This window comes from Citrobacter telavivensis (assembly GCA_009363175.1).
GTDB lineage: Bacteria > Pseudomonadota > Gammaproteobacteria > Enterobacterales > Enterobacteriaceae > Citrobacter_A > Citrobacter_A telavivensis.
In genome coordinates this window covers 4,705,699-4,718,322 of record CP045205.1, presented here as the reverse complement: position 1 = coordinate 4,718,322, position 12,624 = coordinate 4,705,699, and the positions used below count along the sequence as shown (strand labels likewise).

The 12,624-nt window shown below is 53.2% G+C and carries 10 protein-coding genes; 6 read left to right on the top strand and 4 right to left on the bottom strand.

Going from position 1 to position 12,624, the window contains the following annotated elements; genetic code table 11:
- Positions 1-65: 65 nt before the first annotated feature.
- The 3 genes from GBC03_25015 to GBC03_25005 all read left to right on the top strand — a co-directional run bounded on the left by GBC03_25015 (position 66) and on the right by GBC03_25005 (position 4,451).
- Positions 66-1,583 (top strand): dGTPase, encoded by a 1,518-nt coding sequence (locus tag GBC03_25015; GenBank protein ID QFS73233.1) that lies wholly within the window; start codon positions 66-68, stop codon positions 1,581-1,583.
- A gap of 129 nt (positions 1,584-1,712) precedes the next feature.
- The gene (gene degP, locus GBC03_25010; GenBank protein QFS73232.1) at positions 1,713-3,143 is read left to right on the top strand and encodes a serine endoprotease DegP; all 1,431 of its coding nucleotides are present in this window, start codon (positions 1,713-1,715) and stop codon (positions 3,141-3,143) included.
- A 150-nt stretch (positions 3,144-3,293) separates the two neighbouring features.
- Positions 3,294-4,451: a CdaR family transcriptional regulator gene (locus GBC03_25005; GenBank protein QFS73231.1), complete on the top strand. Its 1,158-nt coding sequence runs from the start codon at positions 3,294-3,296 to the stop codon at positions 4,449-4,451.
- 126 nt (positions 4,452-4,577) lie between these two features.
- Here GBC03_25005 and GBC03_25000 read toward each other — a convergent pair whose 3' ends face one another.
- The 4 genes from GBC03_25000 to map form a co-directional block, all read right to left on the bottom strand.
- Complete coding sequence (locus GBC03_25000; GenBank protein ID QFS73230.1) at positions 4,578-4,964, bottom strand: DUF3461 family protein; 387 nt, start codon at positions 4,962-4,964, stop codon at positions 4,578-4,580.
- A gap of 109 nt (positions 4,965-5,073) precedes the next feature.
- The gene (dapD, locus tag GBC03_24995) at positions 5,074-5,898 is read right to left on the bottom strand and encodes a 2,3,4,5-tetrahydropyridine-2,6-dicarboxylate N-succinyltransferase (protein QFS73229.1); all 825 of its coding nucleotides are present in this window, start codon (positions 5,896-5,898) and stop codon (positions 5,074-5,076) included.
- A gap of 30 nt (positions 5,899-5,928) precedes the next feature.
- Positions 5,929-8,601, bottom strand: a complete 2,673-nt coding sequence (gene glnD / locus GBC03_24990) for a bifunctional uridylyltransferase/uridylyl-removing protein GlnD (protein QFS74122.1) — start codon at positions 8,599-8,601, stop codon at positions 5,929-5,931.
- A 108-nt stretch (positions 8,602-8,709) separates the two neighbouring features.
- Complete coding sequence (map, locus tag GBC03_24985; GenBank protein ID QFS73228.1) at positions 8,710-9,504, bottom strand: type I methionyl aminopeptidase; 795 nt, start codon at positions 9,502-9,504, stop codon at positions 8,710-8,712.
- 405 nt (positions 9,505-9,909) lie between these two features.
- Here map and rpsB point away from each other — a divergent pair, with 405 nt between their 5' ends.
- From rpsB to pyrH, 3 genes are all read left to right on the top strand, one after another.
- Positions 9,910-10,635 (top strand): 30S ribosomal protein S2, encoded by a 726-nt coding sequence (gene rpsB / locus GBC03_24980; protein QFS73227.1) that lies wholly within the window; start codon positions 9,910-9,912, stop codon positions 10,633-10,635.
- Between the two features lie 134 nt (positions 10,636-10,769).
- Entirely contained in the window at positions 10,770-11,621 is an 852-nt protein-coding gene (gene tsf, locus GBC03_24975; GenBank protein QFS73226.1) for an elongation factor Ts, read from the top strand.
- A gap of 154 nt (positions 11,622-11,775) precedes the next feature.
- Positions 11,776-12,501, top strand: a complete 726-nt coding sequence (gene pyrH, locus GBC03_24970; GenBank protein QFS73225.1) for a UMP kinase — start codon at positions 11,776-11,778, stop codon at positions 12,499-12,501.
- The last annotated feature ends 123 nt before the right edge of the window (positions 12,502-12,624 follow it).

Genomic DNA, 12,624 nt, shown 5'->3' with positions numbered 1-12,624 from the left:
GTGAGATTTAAAGGCATAGTCTATCATGCGCTTAAGGCGAAGTGCATTCTCACGCGGGAGAGGACATGTCACAGATTGATTTCCGGAAAAAAATAAACTGGCACCGTCGTTTTCGTTCACCGCAAGGGGTAAAAACCGAGCATGAGATTCTACGCATTTTTGAAAGCGACCGTGGGCGCATCATTAATTCTCCGGCGATCCGTCGCTTGCAGCAAAAAACCCAGGTGTTCCCCCTCGAGCGTAATGCCGCCGTGCGTACGCGTCTTACCCATTCGATGGAAGTTCAGCAGGTGGGGCGCTATATCGCCAAAGAGGTCTTAAGCCGCCTCAAAGAACAGAAATTGCTGGAACAATACGGCCTGGATGAGTTGACGGGACCGTTTGAGAGCATCGTCGAAATGTCCTGCCTGATGCATGACATTGGCAACCCGCCGTTTGGCCATTTTGGCGAGGCGGCGATCAATGACTGGTTTCGCCAGCGCTTACATCCGGCGGATGCGGAAAGCCAACCCTTAACGGAAGATCGTTGCATTGTGGCGACGTTGCGTCTGCGTGAAGGCGAGGAGTTGCTGAATGATATCCGTCGTAAAGTACGCCAGGATCTGTGTCATTTCGAAGGGAATGCGCAGGGAATTCGGCTGGTACACACGTTGATGCGGATGAACCTGACATGGGCCCAGGTTGGCGGGATCTTAAAATATACTCGCCCGGCATGGTGGCGGGGAGACACACCCGCGACGCACAACTATTTAATGAAAAAACCGGGCTATTACCTTTCTGAAGAACCGTATATTGAGAGGTTACGTAAAGAACTGGATCTCGCCCTTTACAGTCGCTTTCCGTTAACCTGGATAATGGAAGCCGCCGACGATATCTCTTATTGTGTAGCCGATCTGGAAGATGCAGTAGAGAAAAGAATCTTCAGCGTTGAGCAACTCTATCATCATTTACATGAAGCCTGGGGACAGCATGAGAAAGGTTCGCTCTTTGCGCAGGTTGTCGAAAATGCCTGGGACAAATCACGCGCAAATTATCTGAGTCGCAGTACTGAAGATCAGTTTTTCATGTATTTGCGGGTAAATACGCTTAATAAACTGGTGCCCTACGCCGCGCAGCGTTTTATTGATAACCTGGCGGAGATCTTCGACGGAAGGTTTAATCAGGCGTTGCTGGAAGACGGCAGCAGTTTTAGCCGGTTGCTGAAGATCTATAAAAATGTTGCGATGAAACATGTGTTTAGCCATCCTGATGTGGAGCAACTCGAATTACAGGGTTACCGGGTGATCAGTGGCTTACTCGATATCTACCGTCCTTTATTAAGCCTGCCGCTTGCGGATTTCAGTGAATTAGTGGAAAAAGAGCGCCTGCAGCGTTTTCCTATCGAATCGCGCTTATTTCAGAAACTGTCAACGCGTCACCGACTGGCCTACGTGGAGGCCGTGGGTAAATTAACGTCAGATTCACCTGAGTATCCTGTGCTGGAATATTATTACCGTTGCCGGCTGATCCAGGATTATATCAGCGGCATGACCGACCTCTATGCCTGGGATGAATATCGTCGCCTGATGGCGGTTGAACAATAAGCTGAGTTTTGTAAAGACGGACAATAAATTTTTACCTTTTCCATAAACTTCTGTCCGGAACTTAGCGCTATAAAATGAATCTGACGTACACAGCAATTTTGCGTTATCTGTTAATCGAGATTGAGACACATGAAAAAAACCACATTAGCAATGAGTGCACTGGCTCTGAGTTTAGGTTTGGCGTTATCCCCGCTTTCTGCAACGGCAGCTGAAACTGCATCAGCCACGACCGCACAGCAGATGCCAAGTCTGGCACCGATGCTCGAAAAAGTGATGCCATCGGTGGTCAGCATTAACGTGGAAGGTAGCACAACCGTCAATACGCCGCGTATGCCGCGTAATTTCCAGCAGTTCTTTGGTGATGATTCCCCGTTCTGCCAGGACGGTTCACCGTTCCAGAGCTCGCCATTCTGTCAGGGTGGCGGTATGCAGGGCGGTAACGGTGGCGGCCAGCAGCAGAAGTTCATGGCGCTGGGTTCTGGTGTCATCATTGATGCTGCGAAAGGCTATGTCGTCACCAACAACCACGTGGTGGATAACGCCACGGTGATTAAGGTTCAACTGAGCGATGGCCGTAAATTCGACGCTAAGATCGTCGGCAAAGACCCGCGTTCTGATATCGCGCTGATCCAGATTCAGGATCCGAAAAACCTGACGGCGATTAAACTGGCTGACTCCGACGCACTGCGCGTGGGGGATTACACCGTCGCCATCGGTAACCCGTTTGGTCTGGGCGAGACGGTGACTTCCGGTATTGTCTCAGCGCTGGGTCGTAGCGGCCTGAATGCGCAAAACTATGAAAACTTCATCCAGACCGATGCGGCGATCAACCGGGGTAACTCCGGCGGTGCGTTGGTTAACCTGAACGGCGAGCTGATCGGCATTAACACGGCGATCCTCGCGCCGGATGGCGGCAACATCGGTATCGGTTTTGCGATCCCAAGCAATATGGTGAAAAACCTGACCTCTCAGATGGTGGAATTCGGCCAGGTGAAACGCGGTGAGCTGGGGATCATGGGTACCGAACTGAGCTCCGAGCTGGCGAAAGCGATGAAAGTCGACGCTCAGCGCGGCGCGTTTGTCAGCCAGGTCATGCCGAACTCGTCTGCCTCGAAGGCCGGAATTAAAGCCGGGGATGTGATCACCTCTCTGAATGGTAAACCGATCAGCAGCTTCGCCGCATTGCGTGCGCAGGTTGGCACCATGCCGGTGGGCAGCAAAATTACTCTCGGCCTGCTGCGTGACGGTAAGCCGGTTACCGTTAATCTGGAACTGCAGCAGAGCAGCCAGACTCAGGTTGATTCCAGCTCCATCTTCAGCGGCATTGAAGGGGCTGAAATGAGCAACAAAGGTCAGGATAAAGGCGTCGTGGTGAACAACGTGAAAGCGAACACCCCGGCGGCGCAGATTGGCCTGAAGAAAGGGGATGTGATTGTTGGCGCTAACCAGCAGCCGGTGAAAAACATCGCTGAACTGCGTAAAATCCTCGACAGCAAACCGTCTGTCCTGGCGCTGAACATTCAGCGTGGCGACAGCAATATCTACCTGTTGATGCAGTAATTCCCCCTGAACCCCTTCCTTTCACAGGAAGGGGTTTCGTTTTGTGATACTTCCCACAACTCCATACTTCTTCCCTTTGCTTTGTGCATTCGCACAATGTCAGCGTTCCTTATCTTCTTTATGCTGGAGCTCTGCTCACAGGAGGGGTTTATGGCTGGCTGGCATCTTGATACCAAAATGGCGCAGGATATCGTGGCACGCACGATGCGCATCATTGATACCAATATCAACGTAATGGATGCCCGTGGGCGGATCATCGGCAGCGGCGATCGCGAACGTATTGGTGAATTGCACGAAGGCGCACTGTTAGTCCTCTCTCAGGGTCGTGTGGTGGATATTGATGACGCTGTCGCGCGCCATCTGCACGGCGTCCGTCAGGGGATCAACCTGCCGCTGCGTCTGGAAGGCGAGATCGTGGGCGTGATTGGCCTGACCGGCGAGCCTGAGCATCTGCGCAAGTATGGCGAACTGGTGTGCATGACGGCGGAGATGATGCTGGAACAATCGCGCCTGATGCACCTGCTCGCGCAGGACAGTCGCCTGCGTGAAGAGCTGGTGATGAACCTGATTCAGGCAGAAGAGAACACGCCGGCGTTGACCGAATGGGCGCAACGTTTAGGCATTGATCTCAACCAGCCGCGCGTAGTGGCGGTGGTGGAAGTGGACAGCGGGCAACTCGGCGTGGACAGCGCCATGGCGGAGCTGCAGCAGTTACAGAATGCACTGACCACCCCGGAGCGTAATAACCTGATTGCGATTGTTTCGCTGACTGAGATGGTGGTGTTAAAACCGGCGCTGAATTCGTTTGGCCGCTGGGATGCGGAAGATCACCGCAAGCGCGTTGAGCAGCTTATTGCGCGCATGAAAGAGAACGGGCAGTTACGCTTTCGCGTTTCGCTGGGCAATTACTTTACCGGGCCTGGCAGTATCGCGCGTTCGTACCGTACCGCGCGCACGACGATGATGGTTGGCAAACAGCGAATGCCGGAAAGTCGTAGCTATTTTTATCAGGATTTGATGCTGCCGGTGCTGCTCGACAGTCTGCGCGGCGGCTGGCAGGCCAATGAGCTGGCGCGTCCGCTGGTACGACTGAAGGCGATGGACAATAACGGTCTGTTGCGCCGCACTCTGGCGGCATGGTTTCGTCACAACGTGCAGCCGCTGGCCACCTCGAAGGCGCTGTTTATTCACCGTAACACACTGGAGTATCGACTGAATCGCATCTCAGAATTGACCGGTCTGGATTTAGGGAATTTTGACGACCGGTTGCTGCTGTACGTAGCGTTGCAACTGGATGAGCAGCGTTGATGAATTGCCTGATGGCGCTACGCTTATCAGGCCTACGAGGATGAACCTGTAGGCTGGATAAGGTGTATGAGGATGCACCTGTAGGCCGGATAAGGCGTATGACGCCGCCATCCGGCAACAAACGGCTTATTTACGCGTCAGTTTTTCCAGATCGGCTTCGATCTCGGTGATTTTATTCGCCACCACGCTTTCCAGATGGCGTAAGTCATCAAGGATCTTGCGTTTCAGATCCACTTCAGTGCGATCGCGCTGGCAAATTTGATCGAGTTCGTCGATCACGTAGCGCAGGTTAGGACTGATCTCCTGCACCTCTTTGTATCCCTGACCGATACCATCGGCGACCACGGTTTTGCGTTGGCGGGGGTATTTAAACTTCACGCTTTTGGCAAAGAATTCACCTTTATCCTTCTGAAAATAGATTTTCAGGATATCGTTGTTGGCTTCTTGCCGCAGGCTGTAACGATCGATTTCTTCAGGATTAGTAATGCCCAGACTTTTCAGATTGTCATACATAGCGGTACCCTTAAGCTCACTATAACTATTGAATAATTAACGAAAAGCCCTGTTTCTGCCACTCGCAGATGTAAAAAAAGCGGGCTAAGCCCGCTTTTTCAAATCACCGTTAGTCGATGGTGCGCAACAACTCGTTGATACCGACCTTGCCGCGCGTTTTGGCGTCGACTTTTTTCACAATCACCGCACAGTACAGGCTGTACTTACCATCTTTCGACGGCAGGTTGCCGGAAACGACAACCGAGCCCGCCGGAACGCGGCCATAATGAACTTCGCCAGTTTCACGGTCGTAAATACGGGTGCTCTGACCAATATAAACGCCCATTGAAATCACGGAGCCTTCTTCCACGATCACGCCTTCTACCACTTCAGAACGCGCGCCGATGAAGCAGTTGTCTTCGATAATGGTCGGGTTCGCCTGCAGCGGTTCCAGTACGCCACCGATGCCGACGCCGCCGGACAGGTGAACGTTTTTGCCGATCTGCGCGCAGGAACCGACGGTTGCCCAGGTATCGACCATCGTGCCTTCATCAACATAAGCGCCGATGTTGACATAAGACGGCATCAGCACGGTGTTACGGGCGATAAATGCACCCTGACGCACTGCTGCAGGCGGAACCACACGGAAGCCTTCTTTCTGAAAGCGCGCGTCGTCGTAGTTCGCGAATTTCATCGGCACTTTATCGAAGTAGCGGCTTTCCGCGCCGTCGATCACCTGGTTATCGTTGATACGGAAAGAGAGCAGAACCGCTTTCTTCAACCACTGGTGAGTCACCCACTGACCGTCTACCTTTTCTGCCACGCGCAGTACGCCGGAATCCAGCAGAGAAATCACCTGATTCACCGCTTCACGGGTCACGGTATCCACATTGGCCGGAGTAATGTCGGCACGGCGCTCAAAAGCGGTCTCAATAACGTTCTGTAACTGCTGCATTGTTAAACTCTTTCCCTATAAATAAACACACTACCCTTTATCGTTTGGATTGAGGGCCTCTGTCAACCGTTGATGCACTTCCTGCTGAAGCTCATTATTAAGCGCACGCCGGTCCGCTGTGGCGATTATGAATAAATCTTCTACTCGCTCGCCAATGGTTGTAATTCGGGCGCCATGAAGCGAAATTCCGAGATCGGCAAAAATTTGCCCGACCCGCGCCAGCAGCCCGGGCTGATCGAGCGCGATAAGCTCGAGGAACGATTTGCGGTCGGTGTGTGTCGGCAGGAACGTGACCTCGGTATCGACGGTAAAATGGCGCAATTTTGCCGGCTGTCGACGCGGCTGCGGCGGCTGCCAGCTGTGCTGGGTGATTGCCTGTTCCAGTCCAAAGCGGATGGCTTCATGTCGGTCTGACGACAATGGACTGCCGTCCGGTTCCAGTACGATAAAGGTATCCATCGCCATTCCGTCGCGGGTCGTAAAAATCTGCGCATCGTGGACGCTCAGATTACGTCGGTCCAGCTCGGCGCAGACGGCGGCAAACAGATACGGTCTGTCCGGACTCCAGATGAATATTTCCGTCCCGCCGCGCGTCGCCTGCGGGCTGAGCAGAATTAACGGCTCGCTGAGGTTGTGCTGCAACAGATGACGCGCATGCCAGGCCAGCTGATTTGGGCTGTGGCGCACTAAGTAGTTGGCGCGACAGCGCGACCAGATATGGTGCAGCGCCTCTTCATCAATGTTATCCATCCGCAGCAAAGCCAGCGCCTGCAACTGATGATGACGCACGCGCTCGCGCATGTCCGGCGTGTTTTGCATCCCCCGACGCAGCTGTTTTTCCGTGGCGAAGTACAGTTCACGTAGCAGGCTTTGCTTCCAGCTGTTCCACAGCGTTTCGTTGGTGGCGCAAATATCCGCTACCGTCAGGCAGACCAGGAAGCGCAGGCGGTGTTCCGTCTGCACTTCTTCGGCGAACTGCTTAATGACTTCGGGATCCTGAATATCCCGGCGCTGAGCGGTCACCGACATCAGCAGATGCTGGCGAACCAGCCAGGCAATCAGTTGCGTTTCGCGCGAGTTCAGACCATGCAGTTCAGCGAATTTGAGCACGTCTTGCGCACCCAGCACCGAGTGGTCGCCGCCGCGCCCCTTGGCAATATCATGGAACAGCGCGGCGATAAAAATCAGCTCGGGCTGACGCAGACGCGGCCAGAGATCCACGCACAGCGGGTGACGCTGACGGGTCTCTTCTTTGGCAAAACTTTCCAGCTTCAGCATCACGCGAATCGTGTGCTCGTCCACCGTGTAGGCGTGGAACAGGTCAAACTGCATCTGCCCAACAATACGTGACCACTGCGGCATGTAGGCCCACAGCACGCTATGGCGGTGCATTGGGAGCAGACCGCGGCTGACCGCGCCAGGGTGACGCAGCATACTGAGAAACAGCGACCGCGCCTCCGGGATATAGCACAGCGGCTGATTCAGATGGCGGCGCGCATGGCGCAGATGGCGCAGAGTGGTGGAGTAGATCCCGGTGATCGCACTGTTGCGTACCATGGTATAGAACATCCGCAGGATCGCTTCCGGTTCACGGATGAACAGATCGTCCTGACGCAGATCGATTAGCGTGCCGCGCAGTTGAAAGTCGTCATCAATAGGACGCGGTTTCTCGTCGGCGGACAGCGCGAGGATCGCTTCGTCAAACAGTTGCAGCAGCATCTGGTTGAGTTCAGTAACGCGGCGGGTGACGCGGAAATAATCCTTCATCATCTGCTCGACCGGTTCGTTACCTTCGCCGCTGTAGTTCAGGCGTTGAGCGACGCTCAACTGGCGATCGAACAGCAGGCGGTTATCGTAACGACTGACCACTAAATGCAGAGCAAAACGAATACGCCACAGAATGTGCAGGCATTCGTTCAGCTCAGCGCGCTCTGCCTGGGTCAAAAAGCCGAAGCCCACCATCTCGTCGAGCGAGGTGGCGCCAAAATGGCGACGAGCGACCCACTGCAGCGTATGGATATCGCGCAGGCCGCCGGGACTGCTTTTGATATCGGGTTCGAGATTATAGCTGGTACCGTGATAGCGCTGGTGGCGCTGATGCTGCTCTTCCACTTTGGCGGCGTAAAACTTATCGGACGGCCAGAAGCCTTCGCTAAAGATATGCTTTTGCAGCTCCAGAAAAAGGGCCACGTCGCCAATCAACAAACGGGTTTCAATCAGGTTGGTGGCAACAGTCAGGTCCGATAACCCTTCCAACAGGCACTCTTCCAGCGTACGCACGCTGTGTCCGACCTCCAGTTTGACGTCCCATAGCAGCGTCAGCAGTTCGCCGACCTTTTGCGCCTGTTCGTCCGGTAATTTTTTACGGCTCAGGATGAGCAGGTCGATGTCGGAAAGCGGATGCAGCTCACCGCGCCCGTATCCGCCAACGGCGACCAGCGCCAGGTCGGCAATCTGTCCAAAACCGGCGTCGATCCACAGGCGTTGCAGCAACTGGTCGATAAATTCGGTACGGGCTTCAATCAATTGTTCGGCGGAAATCCCACTGTCGAAGGCATCCCCCAACCACTGCTGGAAGGTGTCGATGCGCGTTTTGACTCCGGAGACGGTGAGTTCGTCGCGAGACCAGGTACCCGGATTCTGCGGCTGACCGGGGAGGGTGGGGAGTGCGGTATTCGCGTGCTGTTCAGGAAGTGTATTCATCATGCGCCACCCATTAAAAAAGCCGGATACGGCGAAAGCGCCTTATCCGGCCTACGGAATAGTGCCATTTGTAGGCCTGATAAGCGAGAGCGCCATCAGGCAAAAAAGTTATACGTCGTGCGTGAGTACCGCCGGGATGGTGTCATCCTTGCGTAACGTCAAAATTTCACAGCCGTTTTCGGTTACCACAATAGTATGCTCGTATTGCGCAGACAAGCTTCTGTCTTTGGTTTTGACCGTCCAGCCGTCTTTCATGGTACGGATGCGGTAATCACCGGCGTTCAGCATCGGTTCGATGGTAAAGGTCATGCCCGGCTGCAGTACCACGCCGCCGTCGTCCGCATCATAGTGCAGCACCTGCGGCTCTTCGTGGAAGCCGCGGCCAATACCGTGTCCGCAGTATTCACGTACCACGGAGAAACCTTCGCCTTCCGCATATTTCTGGATTGCCGCGCCGAGGGTGCGCAGGCGGATACCCGGTTTTACCATTCGCAGCGCCAGATACAGGCTTTCCTGCGTGACGCGGCACAGACGCTCGCCCAGAATGGTCGGTTTGCCGACGATAAACATTTTGGAGGTGTCACCGTGGTACTCATCTTTGATGACGGTCACGTCGATGTTGACGATATCGCCGTCTTTCAGATGCTTGGCATCATCCGGAATGCCGTGACACACCACTTCATTAATAGAGATGCAGACGGATTTCGGATAACCGTGATAGCCGAGACAGGCGGAGATCGCGTGCTGCTCGTTGACGATATAGTCATTACAGATACGATCCAGTTCACCCGTGCTGACGCCCGGTTTGATATACGGTTCGATCATCTCCAGCACTTCCGCGGCCAGACGGCCCGCGACGCGCATTTTTTCGATTTCTTCAGGGGTCTTGATTGAGATAGCCATGAATTCTGTCCATCAGTGTCGGTTATTTCGACAATAATTGTGTAAGTGCTGCCAATGGTATCAGCCAGGGGTATACCCTGCCAAATTGAGAATCATTCTGAACTTCGCCTTTCGTGCCACAAGTGCGTTGGCTGCTTAGTGACTCCGCCCCTGCCGGGGCCGCTGCTGGCATCGTTCAATTCAGCACAGACCACCAACAATTATTGGTGTCTGTGGCGTATTTGTGGTATAAAGCGCGCCGGACTTCCGATCTCATTTCGTATACACAGAATAGACGGAAGCGACAAATCTCACTTTGTGTAACAACACACACGTATCGGCACATATTCCGGGGTGCCCTTTGGGGTCGGTAATATGGGATACGTGGAGGCATAACCCCAACTTTTATCTATAGAGGTTTTAATCATGGCAACTGTTTCCATGCGCGACATGCTCAAGGCTGGTGTTCACTTCGGTCACCAGACTCGTTACTGGAACCCGAAAATGAAGCCGTTCATCTTCGGTGCGCGTAACAAAGTTCACATCATCAACCTTGAGAAAACTGTACCGATGTTCAACGACGCTCTGGCTGAACTGAACAAGATTGCTTCTCGTAAAGGTAAAATCCTTTTCGTTGGTACTAAACGCGCTGCAAGCGAAGCGGTGAAAGACGCTGCTAACAGCTGCGACCAGTTCTTCGTGAACCATCGCTGGCTGGGCGGTATGCTGACTAACTGGAAAACCGTTCGTCAGTCCATCAAACGTCTGAAAGACCTGGAAACTCAGTCTCAGGACGGTACTTTCGAAAAGCTGACCAAGAAAGAAGCGCTGATGCGTACTCGTGAGCTTGAGAAACTGGAAAACAGCCTGGGCGGTATCAAAGACATGGGCGGTCTGCCGGACGCTCTGTTCGTTATCGATGCTGACCACGAGCACATTGCTATCAAAGAAGCAAACAACCTGGGTATTCCGGTATTTGCTATCGTTGATACCAACTCTGATCCGGACGGTGTTGACTTCGTTATCCCGGGTAACGACGACGCCATCCGTGCTGTTAGCCTGTACCTGGGCGCTGTCGCTGCAACCGTTCGTGAAGGCCGTTCTCAGGATCTGGCTTCCCAGGCGGAAGAAAGCTTCGTAGAAGCTGAATAATAAGGCACGCTCGTTCGAGCCCCCTTATAAACCAGGTAGTATCACGTTTGGTTAGGGGCCCTTTAGGCCCCTTTTTCACTTTTAAATCTGTGCGGTTTGACGCCGGGCAGATCAAATCTTCCGAGGATTTTAGAATGGCTGAAATTACCGCATCCCTGGTAAAAGAGCTGCGTGAGCGTACTGGCGCAGGCATGATGGATTGCAAAAAAGCACTGACTGAAGCTAATGGCGACATCGAGCTGGCAATCGAAAACATGCGTAAGTCCGGTGCTATCAAAGCAGCGAAAAAAGCAGGCAACGTTGCTGCTGACGGCGTAATCAAAACCAAAATCGATGGCAACATCGCTTTCATTCTGGAAGTTAACTGCCAGACTGACTTCGTTGCTAAAGATGGCGGTTTCCAGGCATTTGCTGACAAAGTCCTGGACGCTGCTGTGGCGGGCAAAATCACTGATGTTGAAGTGCTGAAAGCGCAGTTCGAAGAAGAGCGCGTTGCGCTGGTTGCGAAAATCGGTGAGAACATCAACATCCGTCGTATCGCTTCTCTGGAAGGCGACGTTCTGGGTAGCTATCAGCACGGTGCGCGTATCGGTGTTCTGGTTGCGGCTAAAGGCGCTGACGAAGAGCTGGTTAAACAGCTGGCGATGCACGTTGCTGCAAGCAAGCCTGAATTCGTTAAGCCGGAAGACGTGTCTGCTGAAGTGGTAGAAAAAGAATACCAGGTCCAGTTGGACATCGCGATGCAGTCTGGTAAGCCGAAAGAAATCGCAGAGAAAATGGTTGAAGGCCGCATGAAGAAATTCACAGGCGAAGTTTCTCTGACTGGTCAGCCTTTCGTTATGGAGCCGAGCAAGTCTGTTGGTCAGTTGCTGAAAGAGCACAACGCTGACGTGACTGGCTTCATCCGCTTTGAAGTGGGCGAAGGCATCGAGAAAGTTGAGACTGACTTTGCAGCAGAAGTTGCTGCGATGTCCAAGCAGTCTTAATTGTCGAAAAGGAGCCGCCTGAGGGCGGCTTCTTTTTGTCACCCATCACGCAAAAATCAGTATGGCTCTTATTTCGTTGTACTGAGTAGCGGCATATCATTTGTCGCCAGAATTAACCCCCATTTTTAATCGTCGACAGTCTCAGGAAAGAAACATGGCTACCAATGCAAAACCCGTCTATAAACGCATTCTGCTTAAGTTAAGTGGCGAAGCTCTGCAGGGTTCGGAAGGCTTCGGTATTGACGCAAGCATACTGGATCGTATGGCTCAGGAAATCAAAGAACTGGTTGAACTGGGTATTCAGGTTGGTGTGGTGATTGGTGGCGGTAACTTGTTCCGTGGTGCTGGTCTGGCGAAAGCGGGTATGAACCGCGTTGTGGGCGACCACATGGGCATGCTGGCCACCGTGATGAACGGCCTGGCAATGCGCGATGCGCTTCACCGCGCCTATGTGAACGCCCGCCTGATGTCCGCCATCCCACTTAATGGCGTATGTGACAACTATAGCTGGGCAGAGGCTATCAGCCTGCTGCGCAATAACCGCGTGGTTATCCTTTCTGCGGGTACGGGGAATCCTTTCTTCACCACTGACTCTGCGGCCTGCCTGCGTGGCATTGAAATCGAAGCTGACGTGGTTCTGAAAGCGACGAAAGTTGATGGCGTCTTTACTGCCGATCCGGCGAAAGATCCTTCTGCTACCATGTACGAGCAACTGACTTACAACGAAGTGCTGGATAAAGAACTGAAAGTAATGGATCTGGCCGCGTTCACGCTGGCGCGTGACCATAAGTTGCCGATTCGTGTCTTTAACATGAACAAGCCTGGTGCACTGCGTCGCGTAGTCATGGGTGAAAAAGAAGGCACATTAATTACGGAATAATTCCCGTAACGGCTAAATAGAGGTAAGATTCCGCGTTAATATCGCGGGCTTACCCGCAATATTTTAATCAGGGCTATACTAAGCACACCTCTGCAGGTGTCCTGTCTGGTCTGACTGAGACAA